Origin of the sequence: Kocuria sediminis (genome assembly GCF_009735315.1) — a bacterium.
GTDB lineage: Bacteria > Actinomycetota > Actinomycetes > Actinomycetales > Micrococcaceae > Kocuria > Kocuria turfanensis.
On record NZ_WOGU01000008.1, the window covers coordinates 26,222 to 41,745 of the forward strand.

The 15,524-nt window shown below is 74.7% G+C and carries 20 protein-coding genes; 3 read left to right on the top strand and 17 right to left on the bottom strand.

The genetic code is table 11. From position 1 onward, the window contains the following. Positions 1 to 3: 3 nt before the first annotated feature. Positions 4 to 1,074, bottom strand: a complete 1,071-nt coding sequence (gene pheS / locus GMA12_RS10525) for a phenylalanine--tRNA ligase subunit alpha (RefSeq protein ID WP_156269493.1) — start codon at positions 1,072 to 1,074, stop codon at positions 4 to 6. A gap of 239 nt (positions 1,075 to 1,313) precedes the next feature. Here pheS and GMA12_RS10530 point away from each other — a divergent pair, with 239 nt between their 5' ends. Beyond that, positions 1,314 to 1,760, top strand: a complete 447-nt coding sequence (locus GMA12_RS10530) for an eCIS core domain-containing protein (protein ID WP_156269494.1) — start codon at positions 1,314 to 1,316, stop codon at positions 1,758 to 1,760. Positions 1,761 to 1,989: 229 nt separating this feature from the next. Here GMA12_RS10530 and GMA12_RS10535 read toward each other — a convergent pair whose 3' ends face one another. The 6 genes from GMA12_RS10535 to GMA12_RS10560 all read right to left on the bottom strand — a co-directional run bounded on the left by GMA12_RS10535 (position 1,990) and on the right by GMA12_RS10560 (position 5,802). Then, positions 1,990 to 2,442, bottom strand: a complete 453-nt coding sequence (locus GMA12_RS10535; RefSeq protein ID WP_370831180.1) for a (deoxy)nucleoside triphosphate pyrophosphohydrolase — start codon at positions 2,440 to 2,442, stop codon at positions 1,990 to 1,992. Further along, complete coding sequence (locus GMA12_RS10540; RefSeq protein ID WP_162459724.1) at positions 2,439 to 3,350, bottom strand: TrmH family RNA methyltransferase; 912 nt, start codon at positions 3,348 to 3,350, stop codon at positions 2,439 to 2,441. The genes GMA12_RS10535 and GMA12_RS10540 overlap by 4 nt, the downstream gene beginning before the upstream one ends. Positions 3,351 to 3,363: 13 nt before the next feature. After that, a complete protein-coding gene (gene rplT, locus GMA12_RS10545) occupies positions 3,364 to 3,753 on the bottom strand; it encodes a 50S ribosomal protein L20 (RefSeq protein WP_031282709.1) in 390 nt (129 codons plus the stop codon). 94 nt (positions 3,754 to 3,847) lie between these two features. After that, entirely contained in the window at positions 3,848 to 4,042 is a 195-nt protein-coding gene (gene rpmI, locus GMA12_RS10550; protein ID WP_047803998.1) for a 50S ribosomal protein L35, read from the bottom strand. A 159-nt stretch (positions 4,043 to 4,201) separates the two neighbouring features. After that, positions 4,202 to 5,212 carry a translation initiation factor IF-3 gene (gene infC, locus GMA12_RS10555; RefSeq protein ID WP_162459758.1) on the bottom strand — a complete coding sequence of 337 codons (1,011 nt, stop codon included), beginning with the start codon at positions 5,210 to 5,212 and terminating at the stop codon, positions 4,202 to 4,204. A 293-nt stretch (positions 5,213 to 5,505) separates the two neighbouring features. Further along, positions 5,506 to 5,802 (bottom strand): DUF503 domain-containing protein, encoded by a 297-nt coding sequence (locus GMA12_RS10560; protein ID WP_162459725.1) that lies wholly within the window; start codon positions 5,800 to 5,802, stop codon positions 5,506 to 5,508. 83 nt (positions 5,803 to 5,885) lie between these two features. Here GMA12_RS10560 and GMA12_RS10565 point away from each other — a divergent pair, with 83 nt between their 5' ends. After that, the gene (locus tag GMA12_RS10565; RefSeq protein WP_156269496.1) at positions 5,886 to 6,296 is read left to right on the top strand and encodes a DUF1844 domain-containing protein; all 411 of its coding nucleotides are present in this window, start codon (positions 5,886 to 5,888) and stop codon (positions 6,294 to 6,296) included. Between the two features lie 48 nt (positions 6,297 to 6,344). On the opposite strand, the gene GMA12_RS10570 is transcribed toward GMA12_RS10565, so the two are convergent. The 9 genes from GMA12_RS10570 to GMA12_RS10610 all read right to left on the bottom strand — a co-directional run bounded on the left by GMA12_RS10570 (position 6,345) and on the right by GMA12_RS10610 (position 12,201). Further along, complete coding sequence (locus GMA12_RS10570; protein WP_162459726.1) at positions 6,345 to 7,199, bottom strand: SseB family protein; 855 nt, start codon at positions 7,197 to 7,199, stop codon at positions 6,345 to 6,347. Beyond that, a complete protein-coding gene (gene priA, locus GMA12_RS10575) occupies positions 7,196 to 7,948 on the bottom strand; it encodes a bifunctional 1-(5-phosphoribosyl)-5-((5-phosphoribosylamino)methylideneamino)imidazole-4-carboxamide isomerase/phosphoribosylanthranilate isomerase PriA (protein ID WP_156269497.1) in 753 nt (250 codons plus the stop codon). The genes GMA12_RS10570 and priA overlap by 4 nt, the downstream gene beginning before the upstream one ends. 112 nt (positions 7,949 to 8,060) lie before the next feature. Then, entirely contained in the window at positions 8,061 to 8,222 is a 162-nt protein-coding gene (locus GMA12_RS18445) for a CG2302 family histidine operon protein (protein WP_156269498.1), read from the bottom strand. Next, positions 8,219 to 8,965: an imidazole glycerol phosphate synthase subunit HisH gene (gene hisH, locus GMA12_RS10585; protein ID WP_156269499.1), complete on the bottom strand. Its 747-nt coding sequence runs from the start codon at positions 8,963 to 8,965 to the stop codon at positions 8,219 to 8,221. Before hisH ends, GMA12_RS18445 begins: the two co-directional genes overlap by 4 nt. A gap of 17 nt (positions 8,966 to 8,982) precedes the next feature. After that, positions 8,983 to 9,612 carry an imidazoleglycerol-phosphate dehydratase HisB gene (gene hisB, locus GMA12_RS10590; protein ID WP_156269500.1) on the bottom strand — a complete coding sequence of 210 codons (630 nt, stop codon included), beginning with the start codon at positions 9,610 to 9,612 and terminating at the stop codon, positions 8,983 to 8,985. Positions 9,613 to 9,754: 142 nt separating this feature from the next. Further along, the gene (locus GMA12_RS10595; RefSeq protein WP_162459728.1) at positions 9,755 to 10,858 is read right to left on the bottom strand and encodes a histidinol-phosphate transaminase; all 1,104 of its coding nucleotides are present in this window, start codon (positions 10,856 to 10,858) and stop codon (positions 9,755 to 9,757) included. 67 nt (positions 10,859 to 10,925) lie between these two features. Beyond that, on the bottom strand, positions 10,926 to 11,246 hold the full coding sequence (locus GMA12_RS10600; RefSeq protein ID WP_156269501.1) for a DMT family transporter: 321 nt from the start codon (positions 11,244 to 11,246) through the stop codon (positions 10,926 to 10,928). After that, positions 11,246 to 11,683 carry a DMT family transporter gene (locus tag GMA12_RS10605; RefSeq protein ID WP_156269502.1) on the bottom strand — a complete coding sequence of 146 codons (438 nt, stop codon included), beginning with the start codon at positions 11,681 to 11,683 and terminating at the stop codon, positions 11,246 to 11,248. Before GMA12_RS10605 ends, GMA12_RS10600 begins: the two co-directional genes overlap by 1 nt. A 98-nt stretch (positions 11,684 to 11,781) precedes the next feature. Next, the gene (locus GMA12_RS10610; RefSeq protein WP_156269503.1) at positions 11,782 to 12,201 is read right to left on the bottom strand and encodes a LysM peptidoglycan-binding domain-containing protein; all 420 of its coding nucleotides are present in this window, start codon (positions 12,199 to 12,201) and stop codon (positions 11,782 to 11,784) included. Between the two features lie 423 nt (positions 12,202 to 12,624). Here GMA12_RS10610 and lexA point away from each other — a divergent pair, with 423 nt between their 5' ends. Beyond that, the gene (lexA, locus tag GMA12_RS10615; protein WP_370831305.1) at positions 12,625 to 13,308 is read left to right on the top strand and encodes a transcriptional repressor LexA; all 684 of its coding nucleotides are present in this window, start codon (positions 12,625 to 12,627) and stop codon (positions 13,306 to 13,308) included. A 130-nt stretch (positions 13,309 to 13,438) separates the two neighbouring features. Here the strand turns inward: lexA and GMA12_RS10620 are convergent, their stop codons facing one another. Further along, on the bottom strand, positions 13,439 to 15,520 hold the full coding sequence (locus GMA12_RS10620) for an ATP-dependent DNA helicase (protein WP_162459729.1): 2,082 nt from the start codon (positions 15,518 to 15,520) through the stop codon (positions 13,439 to 13,441). Positions 15,521 to 15,524 lie beyond the last annotated feature (4 nt).

The window sequence follows — 15,524 nt, forward strand, 5'->3', positions numbered from 1 at the left end:
TCTCTAGATCTCCATCCCGAAGTGCTCGCTGAAGCGGATGTCGCCCTCGACCATGTCGTGCATGTCCGGGACGTTGTTGCGGAACATCAGGGTCCGCTCGATGCCCATGCCGAACGCGAAGCCCGAGTGCACCTCGGGGTCGATGCCGGCGGCGCGCAGCACGTTGGGGTGGACCATGCCGCAGCCGCCCCACTCGATCCACCGGGGCCCGCCCTTGGCGTTCGGGTGCCACACGTCCAGCTCGGCCGAGGGCTCGGTGAACGGGAAGTAGTTGGGGCGCAGCCGGATCCTCGCCTCCGGGCCGAACATCTGCCGGGCGAAGTGCTCGAGCGTGCCCTTGAGGTCGGCCATCGACAGTCCCTTGTCCACGGCCAGGCCCTCGACCTGGTGGAAGACGGGGGTGTGCGTGGCGTCGAGCTCGTCGGTGCGGTAAGTGCGCCCGGGGACGACGACGTAGACCGGCAGCTCGCGGGTCAGCAGCGTGCGCATCTGCACCGGGGAGGTGTGCGTGCGCAGCACGAGGTGGGCCTCGGGCGGGTCCACGAAGAACGTGTCCTGCAGCTCCCGGGCGGGGTGGTCCGGCTTGAAGTTCAGGGAGTCGAAGTTGTACCACTCCGACTCGACCTCGGGCCCGTCGGCGACCTCCCAGCCCATGGCCACGAAGGTCTCGCCGATGCGCTCCATGAGGTTCGTCAGCGGGTGCCGGCCGCCCAGCTCGCGGCGGCGGCCGGCGGCGGTGACGTCCACCGCCTCCTCCACCAGGATCCGGGCGTCGCGCTCCTCCTCGAGCACCGTGGTGCGGGCGGCGATCGCCTGGTTCACGCGGCCGCGGGCCTGGCCCACGAGCTTGCCGGCAGCGGCCTTCTGCGTCTTGTCGAGCGAGCCGATCTGCCGGTTGGCCAGCGCCAGCGGGGACCGCTCCCCCGCGTGCGCGAGCCGGACCTCCTTGAGCTCGTCGAGGTCCTGGGCGTTCTCGACGGCGGCCAGGGCCGCCTCCACGGCGGCGGCGACCGCGGCCTCGTCGGTCGGGGCGACCGCGCCGCTCGGCGCGGTCTCGGATGGCAGTTCAGACATCAGCACTGGCTTCTTCGGCTCGGGGACAGTGGCGTCCGGGCACGCCGGCTCACGTTCCGTGAGTCCAGTGGCACGGGAAAGCCCGGATCGGCGCGGATCGCGGGCGGACCCCAGTCTATGGCACGTGGTCCGCGGTGCCGGTGGGGCCGGCCGCCTCCCCGGCCTGCGCCGCGACCCCGGCCCTCGACCGCGACGGACGGGCGGTCGCGGCCCGGTGGCCCGCGGCCTAGTCTGGGCCCATGAACGCTCCGGCCCACCGCCGGGCCCGCCAGCGCGCGGCCTGGAACCTGGCGAACCTGTCCACCCCGCTGGGGCTGCTGGTGGCCGCGCTCACCGGCACGCGGGTGGTCCGCGGGCCCGAGGGGCTGCTGCTGGGCTTCGGCTACCGCCCGCGGCTGCCCAGGGCGGGGGCGTTCACCGTGGGCAACGTGGTGCTCTTCCGGGCCGGGCCCGACGACGTCGCCGCCCGCCCCCGGCTGCTGGCCCACGAGTCCCGCCACGCCAGCCAGTACGCCCTGTGCCTGGGCCTGCCGTTCCTGCCCCTCTACGCCGCCGCCGCCGGGTGGTCGGTGCTGCGCTGCGGGCACCCGGCCCCGCACAACCCGTTCGAGGTGCGGGCGGGCCTGGCCGACGGCGGCTACCGCGCCCGGCCCCGCCGCCGGGGCGGCGCACCCGCCCGGAACTGACCGCGGTTCTCCCGAGTGACCACGGGACCGTGTGGTCACTCGGGGATGACGTGCTCACTCGGGGAAGCCGTGGTCAGCAGGGGGCCGTGGTCGGCCGGGGAGCCGTGATCGGTTGAGGAAGACGTGATCAGTCGGGGAAGCCGTGGTCGGTCGGGGTTCTCGACGTCCGCCAGGGCGATCGTGGCCAGGCGGGGGGTCCGGGGCGGCCCGGAGGGCGGCGGTCGGCCGGTCAGTCGGCCAGCTGGTCGAGCAGCGCCCGCACGATCGGCAGATCGGCCGGGATCCACGGCATCGCCAGTGCGGCGGCGGCGTTCCCGAGCGGCACCCAGCGCACGGCGAGGTGGTCCTGCCCGGCCGCGGGGTCGGGCGATCCCGCCGCGAGCACGCCGGTCCAGACGCGCATCGCCGCCGTCTCCTGGAGGGGCCAGCCCTGCGGGTGCGGGCCGGGCACCTCGGCCAGCAGCTCCACGGCCGCTCCGAGCTCCTCGGCGCACTCGCGCCGCAGGGCGGCCTCGCAGGTCTCGCCGGGCTCCTGCTTGCCGCCGGGGAACTCCCACAGCCCGCGCAGCCCCGCCGGATAGGCGCGCTGGGCGGCGAGGAAGGCCGTGGGACGGTGCAGGTCGTCCAGCAGGGCGGCACCGACCACCTGGGTGCGGAACGCGGCGGGCAGCGGCGCGGTCACCGGTGCGCCCGCCCGGCCCGTCGCTGCGCGCGCGCGGAGGCGTATAGGCACACAGTGGCCGCGGTGCCCACGTTGAGGGACTCCGCCCGGCCGTACACCGGCACGGCCACGCGGTGGTCGGCCAGGGCCTTCTCCTCCTCCGACAGCCCCTGGGCCTCGTTGCCGAAGAGCCACACGGTGGGGCGGGCCAGGTCGTAGCCGGTGTCCTCGACCGGGGCACCGGCGGCGCGGGCGGCGGAGAGGTCCTGGAGCCGGTCGAGGTCGACGTCCCCGCGGCCGTCGGCGGCGAGGATCCCGCAGCCGGCCGCGCGGGCGGCGCGGACCAGCTCGGGCAGGTCCGCGCCCACGGCCACGGGCAGGTGGAACAGGGACCCGGCGGTGGACCGGACCGCCTTCGGGTTGTAGACGTCCACGCTGCCGGTGCTGAGCACCAGCGCGTCGGCCCCCGCCGCGTCCGCGGCGCGCAGGAGCGTGCCCGCGTTGCCCGGGTCCTGCACCCGCGCCAGGACGGCCACCAGCTGCGGGGCGGGCCGGAGGATCCCGGCCGCGGGAACGTCCAGGGACCGGCACACCACGACGACGCCCTGCGGGCTCACCGCGTCGCTCATCGCCGCGAGCACCTCCCGGGTCACCAGGCGGACGAACACGGCGCGGTCGGCGGCCACGCGCTCGAGCAGGGCGGTGATGTCCGGGTGCTGGGCCAGCGCGTCCCCGGTGACGTAGACGGCGTCCACGCACGGGGACTCCAGGTGCCGGGCCAGGGCCTCCCGGGCGTTCTGCGGTCCCTCGGCGAGGAACAGCCCGCGCTTGGAGCGCGCGGAGCGCCCGGCCAGTCCCGCGACGTCCCGCACCCGATCGGCTCGGGGGTTGGACATCGGCCGGTCGGCCAGGCGCTCCGTGAGGTTCACAGCTCCGACGGGGTCAGGCTGCGGCTTCGCGCGGCGCGGAGGTGTCCTCCGGCAGGGCGTTCTTGGCGATCTCGACCAGCCCGGCGAAGGCCTGCTGGTCGTTGACGGCCAGCTCGGCGAGCATGCGGCGGTCGACCTCCACCTCAGCGGCCTTCAGGCCCTGGATGAAGCGGTTGTAGGTCAGGCCGTTGGCGCGGGCAGCGGCGTTGATGCGCTGGATCCACAGCCGGCGGAAGTCGCCCTTGCGCTTGCGGCGGTCGTTGTAGCTGTAGACGAACGAGTGGGTGACCTGCTCCTTCGCCTTGCGGTAGAGGCGCGAGCGCTGGCCGCGGTAGCCGGAGGCCTGCTCGAGGATTTCCCGGCGCTTCTTGTGGGCGTTGACCGCCCGCTTCACACGTGCCACGTGTGTACTCCTTCACTTCGGTCCCGGCCGCTCGGCCGGGAGGTCAAATCTGTGCGGGGCGGGGAGGCGGGCTCCCCGGAGGATGCGGTGGGGGTTACTTGCCCAGCATCTTCTTGATGACCTTGGCCTCGCCGGGGGTGACGATCTGGTCGGAGGCCAGGCGGCGGGTCAGGCGGGAGGACTTGTGCTCCAGGTAGTGGCGGCGGTTGGCCTGCTGGCGCTTCACCTTGCCGGTACCGGTGAGCTTGAAGCGCTTCTTCGCCCCGCTGTGGGTCTTCATCTTCGGCATGTGGGCCGTTCTCCTTGCGTCTCTTCCGGTGGTGGTCACCGGAGGGCACGACGACGTCCGTCGCACCTCAACGGTGCCCCCCGGGCACAGCCGGGACCGGCTGCGCCCGCGGGGCGTTGTCAGTTCTGCTCCGCTCGCGCGGAAGGTCCTGCTGCCCGCTCAGGCCCGGGGACCGGGCTTGGCGCCCGGCTTCGGGCCGGGCCGCGGGGCCTTGGGCGCCGGCCGCGGCGCCTCGGGGGCCGAGGCCTTCGGGGCGGCCGGTGCCGCGGGCCGCGGTGCCGGCTCCGTGCGGGCGGCGGGTGCCGCCTTCTGCTCCGTGGCCGCGGGGACGGCGGGCGCCGCCTCCTGGGCCTCGGGCGCGGGCGCCACCTCCTGGACCTGGGGCTCCGGCGCAGTCTCCTGCACCTGGGGCTCCGGCGCGGTCTCCTGCACCTGGGGCTCCGGCGCGGTCTCCTGGACCTGGGGCTCCGGCGCGGTCTGCTGCGCCGGCTCCTCGGTCCGGGCGGCCTGCTCGCGCAGCTCGGCCGGGAACGCGTCCCCGATCGACTGGGTCACGGGCTCGGCGGAGGAGGTGTCGACCTTCTCCCTGGCCTTGCGGTCGTTCTCGGCCCGGGCCTCCTCGCGCTGCTTCTGGCGGCGCGCCTCGGCCTTGGCCTCGGCCTTGTTCTTCAGCGGGCCCACGACCATGACCATGTTGCGCCCGTCGACCCGGGGGCTCGACTCGACCGCCCCGACCTCGGCGACGTCGTTCGCGAAGCGCTCGAGCAGGCGCACGCCCATCTCGGGGCGCTGCTGCTCACGGCCGCGGAACTGGATCATGGCCTTGACCTTGTCGCCGGCGCCGAGGAAGCGCTTGGCGTGGCCGACCTTGGTCTCGTAGTCGTGGGTGTCGATCTTGAGCCGGAACCGGACCTCCTTGAGGACCGTGTTCGTCTGGTTCTTGCGCGACTCCCGGGCCTTGACCGCGGCCTCGTACTTGTACTTGCCGAAGTCCATGAGCTTGGCCACCGGCGGCTTGGCGTTGGGCGCCACCTCGACCAGATCGAGATCCGATTCGCGGGCCAGCCTCAGTGCGTCCTCGACGCGGACGATGCCGACCTGCTCGCCTGCGGGTCCGACGAGGCGGACTTCGGGGACTCGGATTCTGTCATTGATACGTGGATCGCTAATGCCGTGCTCCTGATGTTTTGCGTGATCGCCCGGAGGTTTCCGGGGACCTCATGGTCCGGTCCGGTCCGCAACGGCAAAAGCCCCCGCTGCGGTCGGCAAGCGGAGGCTCATCGGCGCACCACCCGGAGATGGTGCGCTGCGTGACAGCACCGACTCGGGGAACCCGGCGGGCCGTCGTGCGGACGATGTCGTCGCGAACCCGGCGACCGTGGTCGGCGCGGGTGGGAGTCTCCTCCACTTGCACACTGCCGGACAGTCTAGCCCATCGGCCGGGGGTTGGGGAACCGGGCCCCTCACTCGTCCTCGGTGCTGTGCAGGCCGCGGCGTGCCGAGAGCAGCTCCGTCTCGGGGCGGGCCGCCACGAAGCGCTCGAGCTGGTCGAGGACGTCGACGAGGTGGGCGGAGTCCCCCGCGACCGCGCCGGCCCCCACGAGGGCCCGGCGGTGCAGGTCGAGGTGGCCGACCTCCGCGGCGCTCACCGGGTACCGGCGGCGCAGCTCGGCCACGAGGGGCCGCACCAGCGACCGCTTGGCCTTCAGCGAGTGCACGTCCCCCAGCAGCAGGTCGAACTCGATCCACCCGATCCACACCGCGTTCCGCCCCTCTCCGGCCGGCGCCGGCCTCCCCAGCAGGATAGGCCCGGCGGGCAGGGGCGGTGTGGCAGAGTTGGACCATGACTTCCGAGAACACCTTCCGCTTCGACGACGACGCCGCCCGCTCCGGCCAGGACCTCCCGCAGGAGACGGTGCAGGCCGTCGACGAGCAGATGCGCGACATCGCGGAGGTCCCCGCCATCGAGGTCATCACGACCGCCGCCGTCCACCTCATGAGCGCTGCCGCCGTGAAGTGCGGCCTGGCCGCCGGCGAGGACGCGGACGAGCTCAAGGACCTGGACGAGGCGCGCAAGCTCATCACCGCCCTGGCCGGGTTCGTCACGGCCGCCGCCCCGGAGATCGGCTCTCAGCACGCCGCCCCGCTGCGCGACGGCCTGCGCACGCTCCAGCTGGCGTTCCGCGAGGCCTCCCTCTACCCGGACGCCCCCGGTCAGGGCCCGGGCGAGAAGTTCACCGGCCCGGTGAACTGACCGGGCTCCCGAGCGCCTCGTGGACGCGGGCTGATCCGGTGCGCCGGATCAGCCCGCGGTCGTGAGGCGCAGCTGCATCGAGTCCACGTCCTCGGCGAGGGCCGGCTCGACGCTGAGCCGGGCCTGGAAGCGGGCGAGCACGTCGTCCACCTGGGTGCGGTCCAGCCCGGCGCGCAGGGCGAGCACGACCGCCAGCTCCGGGCCGGCTCCCCCGCCGTCGACGACCGTGCCGTCCGCGGCCCGGGCCGCGACGCCGCTGCCGGACGCGGTCCCCGCCGATGCCACCCCGGGCAGTCCCTCGGCGCAGCGGCGCACGGCGTCGGCGACGGCCGGGCTGCGGTAGGACGGCGTCCAGGCCCGGCCCTGGGCCAGCGCCCAGAGCGCCGGCCGGCGCACCACGAAGGGCAGGTCCGCGCCGGGGTCGAGCACGAGCAGCTGGGTGCCGTCCTTCACCGCGGCCACCGCCGCCCGGCGGACGTCGGTGGCCACGGGCCGGGCCTGGGGGTGCCAGGCGGACAGGGCGGCGGTGGACGTGAACACGGGCAGCACCGGGCGGCCGTCGGCCGCCCGCAGGGACACCAGCGCCATGTCCGCCTCCTTGTCGGCCACGTGCCCGGAGGCGGTCACGGTCGAGGAGGAGACCTCGGCCACGACCGGCACGAACACCCGCGTGCCCGCCAGGGCGGCGACCACCTGCGACTCGTCCCCGGTGCCGGCCCGCAGGCCGGCGAGCGCGTCGAGTACCGCCGCGGCGGCGGCGCCGTCGTCGTCGGGGAACCGGTGGGTGTGGCTGGTGCCCTCGCCCAGGTTGCGTCCCGCCCAGGCCTGCCCGCCGGTGTCCTCCGTGCCGCCGGCGCTCGCGAGCTGGGCCGCGATGTGGGCGGGGAGTGGGCGCTCCGTCACCGCGCCGCCGGACGGCCCGCCACGTCGAGGGCCTCCCCGAGCGTGAACCGGCCCGCGTACAGGGCCTTGCCCACGATGGCGCCCTCCACGCCGGAGGGCACGAGGGTGCGCAGGGCCGCGAGGTCGTCGAGGGAGGAGATGCCGCCGGAGGCGACCACCGGCTTGTCCGTGCGGGTGGCGACCTCCTTCAGCAGCTCCAGGTTGGGGCCCTTGAGGGTGCCGTCCTTGGTCACGTCGGTGACCACGTACCGGGCGCAGCCGTGCTCCTCGAGGCGGTCCAGGACCTCCCAGAGGTCACCGCCCTCCTCGGTCCAGCCGCGCGCGGCCAGCGTGGTGCCGCGCACGTCGAGACCCACGGCGATGGCCTCGCCGTGCTCGGCGATCACCTTCCGGGTCCACTCCGGGTTCTCGAGGGCGGCCGTGCCGAGGTTGATCCGGGCCGGGTCCAGGGACAGGGCCCGCTCCAGCGAGGCGTCGTCCCGGATCCCGCCGGACATCTCGACCTTCAGCTCGAGCTCGGCCGCGACGCGGCGCAGCACCTCGATGTTGTCCCCGCGGCCGAAGGCGGCGTCGAGGTCCACGAGGTGGATCCACTCCGCCCCGGCCTCCTGCCAGGCGAGCGCCGCCTCCAGGGGGTCGCCGTAGCCGGTCTCGGAGCCGGCCTCGCCCTGGACCAGGCGCACGGCCTGGCCGTCGGCGACGTCGACGGCGGGCAGCAGCTGCAGGCGGGGGGTCTCACTCAGGGGCATGGGATCTCTTCCTTCTCGGGCTCCCGGGCGGCGCGGGGCCGTCCGGGGCTGCTCGGGTGGTGGAGCGGCTCGGGGAGCCGCTCCGGGTCGGGGACGTGCGGGACGGGCGGGCTCAGCGGGCCTGGAACCAGGCGTACCAGCCGTAGCCGATGAGCCCGGCGGCGACCAGGGCCAGGGCCACCACCGTCCAGGCCGGCATCTTCTGCCGGTGGAAGGAGATGGCGCCGCCGGCGACGAAGGCGCCGAGGACCATCACGACGACGGCGGCGCTCACGCGTCGTCGCCCTCCTGCTGGAGGGTCGGCCGCCCGGCCAGGGTGTCCCCGCCCAGGGGGTCCCCGGCCTTGAGGTGGTCCAGCCGGCCGGTCCGCGGGAGGGTGCCCAGCCAGTTGCGCAGCAGCTGGATGCCGGCCTCGGAGGACTTCTCCGGGTGGAACTGCGTGGCGCACAGCGCCCCGTTCTCCACGGCGGCGATGAACCGTCCCCCGTGCTCGGACCAGGTGACCTGCGGCGGCTTCATCTTCAGGATGTTCTGCGGGAAGTCCCACTCCTGCACCCCGTAGGAGTGCACGAAGTAGAAGCGCTCGTCCTCGAGGCCCCGGAACAGCACCGAGCCCTCGGGCGGGTCGACCGTGTTCCAGCCCATGTGCGGGACCACGTCGGCCTTCAGCCGCTCGACGACGCCGGGCCACTCGCCCATGCCCTCGGTCTCCTGGCCGTGCTCGACGCCGGAGTCGAAGAGGACCTGCAGGCCCACGCAGATGCCCAGCACGGGGCGCCCGCCGGCGAGGCGGCGGCCGATCAGGCGCAGGCCGTCGACGGAGCGCAGGCCCTCCATGACCGCGGCGAAGGCGCCGACGCCGGGGACCACGAGCCCGTCCGCGTCCAGGACGGCCTCGGGGTCGGCGCTGAGCACCACGTCGGCCCCGGCGGCCTCGAGGGCGCGCACGGCCGAGCGGACGTTGCCCGCGCCGTAGTCGAGGACGGTGACGGTGGGGCGGGCGGCCTGCTCCGGCATGCGATCTCCTTCGGCGCTCACAGGGCGCCCTTGGTCGACGGGACGCCGCTGACCCGGGGGTCGGGCTCCACGGCCTGGCGCAGGGCGCGCGCGAGGGCCTTGAACTGCGCCTCGGCGATGTGGTGCGGGTCCCGCCCGGCCAGCAGCGTGATGTGCAGGCAGATCCCGGCGTGGTGGGCCAGGGACTCGAAGACGTGCTGGACCATCGAACCGGTGAAGTGCCCGCCGATGAGGTGGTACTGCTGGCCCTCGGGCTCCCCGGTGTGCACCGCGTAGGGGCGGCCGGAGATGTCGACCACGGCGTTGGCCAGGGCCTCGTCCAGCGGGACGGTGGCCTCGCCGAAGCGGCGGATGCCGGCCTTGTCGCCCAGGGCCTGCCGCAGCGCGTCGCCGAGGACGATGGCCGTGTCCTCGACCGTGTGGTGGACGTCGATGTGGGTGTCGCCGGTCGCCCGGATCCGCATGTCGATGAGGGAGTGCTTCGACAGGGCGGTGAGCATGTGGTCGTAGAACGGCACCGAGGTGTCGATGTCGTTCACGCCCGTGCCGTCGAGGTCGATCTCGACGGACACCGAGGACTCGCTCGTGCGCCGCTCCAGGGAGGCGCGGCGGGGGGCACGGGTGCCGGTGGGGCTCTGGTCGGTCATGCGGGTGGAACTCCTCGCGGGCGCGGCGCGGCCGTCGACGGGCCGCGGGGTGGCCCGGGCCGCCCCGGGCGGGCGGGGCGTCGGGCCCGGTGGTTGTCTGCCTCCATGCTATCCGGGACGGGAGGCCCCGGCTCCCGGGGCCTCAGCCGGCGGAGACGATCCGCTCCATGCTGGTCAGGAAGGCGGTGGTCTCCTCCTCCGTGCCGGCGGTGACCCGCAGGTGACCGGGGATCCCGACGTCGCGCACGAGCACCCCGTCCTCCAGCAGCGCCTGCCACATGGCCCGGGAGTCCGGCATCCCGCCGAAGAACACGAAGTTGGAGTCCGAGGCCGCCGGTGCGAGCCCGAGCCGGCCTAGCTCCTCGACGATGCGGTCCCGCTGGCGCTTGATGTCCTCGACGTTGGCCAGCAGCGCCTCCGAGTGGCGCAGGGCGGCCAGGGCGGTCGCCTGGGTGACGGCCGAGAGGTGGTAGGGCAGGCGCACGAGACGGATCGCGTCCGCGACCTCGGGGGCCGCCGCGAAGTAGCCCAGCCGGGCGCCGGCGAGCGCGAAGGCCTTGCTCATGGTGCGGGTCACGATGAGGCGGGGCCGGTCCGCCAGCAGGGAGAGCGCGGTGCCCGTGCCCGCGTGGGAGAACTCCGCGTAGGCCTCGTCCACCACCACGACGGTCCGGAACGGCTCACCGGCCTCGTACACGGCCGTGACGACGTCCTCGCCCAGGGCCGTGCCCGTGGGGTTGTTGGGCGAGCAGAGGAAGACGACGTCGGGGCGGTGCCGGCGGACCTGCTCGGCCGCCGACTGCGCGGTGAGCCCGAAGTCCGCGGACCGCTCCCCCGCCACGAAGGCGGTGTGCGTGCCCGCGGCCAGCAGCGGGTACATGGAGTAGGTCGGGACGAAGGTGAGCAGGGAGCGCCCGGGGCCGCCGAAGGCCTGCAGGATCTGCTGCAGGATCTCGTTGGAGCCGTTGGCCGCCCAGAGGTGCTCGGCCCCCAGCCCGTGGCCCAGGTACGCGGCGAGCTCCTCCCGCAGGGCCGTGAACTCCCGGTCCGGGTACCGGTTGAGGGTCCAGGCCGCCGCGGCGACCTCCTCCACGATCGCGGTGTGCACGTCCGCCGGGACCGGGTGGGTGTTCTCGTTGGTGTTGAGCGCCACGGCGACGTCCAGCTGCGGGGCGCCGTAGGGGGCCTTGCCGCGCAGGTCGTCGCGCAGCGGGAGGGCGTTGAGTCGGTCCAGGTTCTGCGTCACCCGAACAGTTTAGACCTGCCCCCGGTGCCCGCCCGCGGGTCGGGCGGGGCGGTCGGTGACGGGCGGGTCAGTGGGCGGCGCCGAGCTCGATCAGCAGCACGCCGCCCATGATGAGTGCGATGCCCAGGGCCATGACCCGGCTCAGGGGCTCGCCGAAGAGCAGCCGGCCCGCGATCGCGGTGAGCGCCACGCCCGCGGCGGCCCAGATGCCGTAGGCCACGCCCAGCCCCAGTCCGTGGCGCAGGGCGAGGGCGAGGAACGTGAACGCGAGCAGGTAGCCGGCCACCACGGCGGCGTACCAGCGCCGGCGGCCCTCCGCGGCGACCCGCAGGGACAGGGTGGCGGTGACCTCGGTGAGGATCGCCCCGGTCAGGTAGAGCCAGGCCATCAGGCGCCGCCGTCCCGGGCGGCCCGGTGGGCGCCGACCTCCACGCACAGCACCCCGGCCACGACCAGGACGATGCCGGCGAGCACCAGCGGGCTCAGCGCCTCCCCGAAGACCAGGGCCGCCAGGAGGGCGGTGAGCGTCACGCCCGTCGCCGCCCAGATGCCGTAAGCCACGCCGACGGGCAGACCGCGGCGCAGCACCGCCGCGAGGAGCACGAACGCGGCGCCGTAGCCGGTGACCACCAGCAGGTACCAGCCGGGGTGCTCCAGGGCGGCCTTCAGGGCCAGTGAGGCGGCCACCTCGCTGCAGATCGCGCCGGCCAGCAGCGGCCGGACGGTGCTCGACCGGCTCCGGGCAGGCCGCCGGGCAGCGCCGGCGGACCCGGGGGTCGGTGAGGTCCCGCGGTCGGGACGCGGGTGGAGGGCGCCGGTGCTCATGCCCTCGACCCTACCGATGCCCGGCGCGCTCCGGGGCGGGGTGCCCGGCGGCGGCCCGGCACCCGCTCCGGCGGACGGGCCGGCGGACGGGCCGCCGCTCAGGCAGCGGGGACCTCGACGAGCTGGCCCGCCTGGAGGACGGAGCTGTCGAGGTCGTTGAGCTCCACGATCTCGTCCATGACGTCCCGCGGGTCGCGCTCCGGGTCCGCCTGCACGGCGAGGTCCCACAGGCTCTGCCCGGGGTGCACCGTGGCCAGCTCCGTCCCGGGGCCCGTCACGGGCTCGCTGGTGGCCGTGGCCGTGGACGGGACGAGGAAGATCACGGCGAGCACCACCAGGGCCGCGGAGCCGGCCAGCACGGGCAGGCCCAGCAGCACCAGGCGGCCCCGCCGGGTCAGGACCAGCGGAGCGCGGGAGGCCCCTGCCGACGCGCGGGCCCGGCGAGCCGAGCGTGCCGGGCCGCCGAGGGATCGGGGGCGGCGCGCGGCGACGGCACTGAGGGTGGCACTGGCACTCATGACATGAACTCCTTGACGTTCCCGCAGGGAGCGGGCGATCTCGAACACCGGTCCGACCGGCGGCCCGTCCGGGCCTGCATGCGATCGAACATACTTTCGAATACCGATGACCCATGTCTAGCATGGGTCTGCGAAGGCTGTCGACACCCGGTCGTACATATGTTTGAAGACACACGGCGTGTCGCCTAGGCTGGGAGCACGTTCGGGCCTCGGGCCGGCACGCGTTCCGACACCCCGGCTTCCCGCTGGCTGGGACCCATCGAAGCATCCGGGTCCGACATCGGAACGGGGCCGGCGCGCACCGGAGGCACCACCAGCCGGACGCGAAAGGACGACGCTCCCATGGCTCAGCCCCCCACCCCCGAGGAGTCCCGCGCCCGGGCCGCGCGCTCCGGCACCCGCGCGCGCGGCAGGGGTCTCAGCGTGCGCCAGCGCACCATCCTCGAGGCGATCCAGCGCTCCATCGCCGAGCACGGCTATCCGCCGTCGATGCGCGAGATCGGCGACCTCGTGGGCCTGGCCTCGCTCTCCAGCGTCACCCACCAGCTCTCGCAGCTCGAGAAGCTGGGCTACCTGCGCCGGGACCCGAAGCGCCCGCGGGCGATGGAGGTGCTCGCGCCCCTGCAGCTGCGCGACGCAGCCGTCCCGGAGGGGCCGCACGAGCCGGCGGACGCGCCCCGCGGTCCGCGCGCCGTCGCACCGGGCGGGGTGGCGGAGCTGTCCACCTCCGCGGACGTGACCATGGTGCCCCTGGTGGGCCACATCGCCGCCGGCGGGCCCATCACCGCCGAGCAGGACGTGGAGGACGTGCTGGCGCTGCCCCGCCAGCTGGTCGGCCACGGCGAGCTGTTCATGCTGCGGGTCAAGGGCGACTCGATGATCGACGCCGCCATCTGCGACGGCGACTGGGTCGTGGTCCGCCGGCAGAGCGCCGCCGACAACGGGGACATCGTGGCCGCCCTGCTCGACGACGAGGCGACGGTGAAGACCTTCCGCCAGCGTGACGGGCACACCTGGCTGCTCCCGCAGAACACGCGCTACGAACCCATCCTCGGGGACCACGCCACGGTGATGGGCAAGGTCGTCTCGGTGCTGCGCAGCCTCTGACGCCTGCCGCCCGAGATCCGCCGTCGGGCATCAGCAGTCCGGCATCCGCTGTTCGGCCTCCGCTGCCCGGCTCGCGACACGGCACGGGGCCCGGCCGATCGGCCGGGCCCCGTGCCGTGTCCTGAGCGGGTCAGGCCGTCGCCAGGCGCGCCAGGGCCCCGAGCACCACCGAGCGGTCCGTGGTGGTCCACAGCGGCGGCAGCGACCCCCGCAGGAACCCCCCGTAGCGGGCCGTGGCGATCCGGGAGTCCAGGATCGCCACGACCCCGCGGTCCCCGCCGGCGCGGATGAGCCGGCCGGCGCCCTGGGCCAGCCGCACGGCCGCGTGCGTCGCCGAGACGGACATGAAGCCGTTGCCGCCCGCCCGCTCGGCCGCCCGGCTGCGGGCCGTGGACAGCGGGTCGTCCGGGCGCGGGAAGGGGATCCGGTCGATCATCACCAGCCGGCACGAGGCCCCCGGGACGTCGACGCCCTGCCACAGGCTCATCGTCCCGAACAGGCTCGTGGCGGGGTCGTCGGTGAACTCCTGGACGAGTCCCGCCAGCGAGGACTCCCCCTGGCAGAGGATCGGCAGGTCGGTGCGCCCGCGCAGGGCCTCCGCGGCCTCCTCCGCCGCTCGTCGGGAGGAGAACAGGCCCAGCGCCCCGCCGCGCGAGGCCTCGAGCAGGGCGAGCATCTCCTCCAGCTGGGCCTCGGTCAGGCGCCGGCCCGGCTTCTCCAGGTGCTTGGCGAGGTAGAGGATCCCCTGCTTCGGGTAGTCGAAGGGGCTGCCCACGTCCACGCCCTCCCAGCGCGGGGCGCCCTCGCCGCGGAGGCCGAGGGCCCCGGCGGCGGCGTCGAAGGAGGAGCCGACGGAGAGGGTGGCCGAGGTCAGCACCACGGTCCGGCCGTCGAAGAGGCCCTCCCGCAGGGTCCCGGCCACCGACAGCGGCGCGACGTGCAGGGTGGCCGGGTCGGTGTCCTCGGCGGGGACGTAGCCGCGGCCGGGTTCCCAGCCGCCCTGCCGCGAGATCCACAGCACCTCGCGGGAGTCGGCGGCGGCGAGGATCCGCTCGGCCAGCTCCAGCACGTCGCTGACCCGCGAGCGGGCCATCTGCCGTCCGGCGTCCCCGTCCTTCTCGCCCCCGGAGCCGCCCTTGGACTCGCTCATGACCGTGCGGGCGGCGTCCCGGATCTGGGCCACGGCCGCCGCCTGGGCGTCGTCGAGGCCCCGGTGCAGCAGTTCGGCGGGCGCGCCCAGCAGCGCGGCCTCCAGGTTGGCGGCCCCGGCGGTGAGGGAGTCGGGGTTCGCGGCGGTGTGCTTGCGCGCCGAGGCCGCCGCCGCACGCACCATGGCGGCGGAGAGCTGGCCGGTGACCGCCCCCGTGACCCGGTCCTGCAGCTCGTGCGCCTCGTCGATCACCACGACGTCGTGCTCGGGCAGGACCGTGATGCCCTCGAACGCGTTGATCGCGAGCAGGGCGTGGTTGGTGATCACGATGTCCGCCTCCCCGGCCCGCTGCTTGGCGAGCTCGGCGAAGCACTCCTCGACCAGGGGGCAGCTGCGGCCCAGGCACTCCTTGGCGGTCACGGAGACCTGGCGCCACGCCTTGTCGCTCACGCCCGGCAGCAGCTCGTCGCGGTCACCGGTGTCCGTGGCGCGCGCCCACTCGCGCAGGCGCTGGACCTCCTGGCCCAGCCGGCCGGGCTGCTCGGTGGTCTCCGGCTGCGCGGCACCGGGGTGCGGGGCGGCGTCGGGCAGGGCGAAGAGCGCACCCGGGTCGTCCTCGGACGGATAGCCGCCCTCAAGCTTGTGCAGGCAGACGTAGTTGCTGCGGCCCTTGAGCAGGGCGACGTCGACCTCGTGCTCCAGCTCCCCCTCCAGGGCGGCCAGCAGGCGGGGGACGTCCCGGCCCACGATCTGCGACTGCAGGGCGAGGGTCGCGGTGGCCACCACCACCGGCTTGTCCGCGTGCTGGGCGTGCGCCACGAGCGGGGCCAGGTAGGCGAGGGACTTGCCGGTGCCGGTCCCCGCCTGGACCAGCAGGTGCCGGCCGCGGTCGAGGGCCTCCGCGACCTTGGCGGTCATCAGCCGCTGCCCGTCCCGGACCTGCCCGCCCATCGCCGTGACGGCGGTGTCGAGCAGGCCCAGGGCGTCCTGGGCCCCGGGCAGGGTCTCCGGCCGCGTGCCGGAGACGTCCTGCCCGGACTCGTCGACGAATGCTGCGGGCACCGGC

Coding starts and splice junctions, on each gene's coding strand:
- pheS (WP_156269493.1), bottom strand. CDS start 1,074: ATGTCTGAACTGCCATCCGAGACCGCGCCGAGCGGCGCGGTCGCCCCG.
- GMA12_RS10530 (WP_156269494.1), top strand. CDS start 1,314: ATGAACGCTCCGGCCCACCGCCGGGCCCGCCAGCGCGCGGCCTGGAAC.
- rpmI (WP_047803998.1), bottom strand. CDS start 4,042: ATGCCGAAGATGAAGACCCACAGCGGGGCGAAGAAGCGCTTCAAGCTC.
- GMA12_RS10565 (WP_156269496.1), top strand. CDS start 5,886: ATGACTTCCGAGAACACCTTCCGCTTCGACGACGACGCCGCCCGCTCC.
- priA (WP_156269497.1), bottom strand. CDS start 7,948: ATGCCCCTGAGTGAGACCCCCCGCCTGCAGCTGCTGCCCGCCGTCGAC.
- hisH (WP_156269499.1), bottom strand. CDS start 8,965: ATGCCGGAGCAGGCCGCCCGCCCCACCGTCACCGTCCTCGACTACGGC.
- hisB (WP_156269500.1), bottom strand. CDS start 9,612: ATGACCGACCAGAGCCCCACCGGCACCCGTGCCCCCCGCCGCGCCTCC.
- GMA12_RS10600 (WP_156269501.1), bottom strand. CDS start 11,246: ATGGCCTGGCTCTACCTGACCGGGGCGATCCTCACCGAGGTCACCGCC.
- GMA12_RS10605 (WP_156269502.1), bottom strand. CDS start 11,683: ATGAGCACCGGCGCCCTCCACCCGCGTCCCGACCGCGGGACCTCACCG.
- GMA12_RS10610 (WP_156269503.1), bottom strand. CDS start 12,201: ATGAGTGCCAGTGCCACCCTCAGTGCCGTCGCCGCGCGCCGCCCCCGA.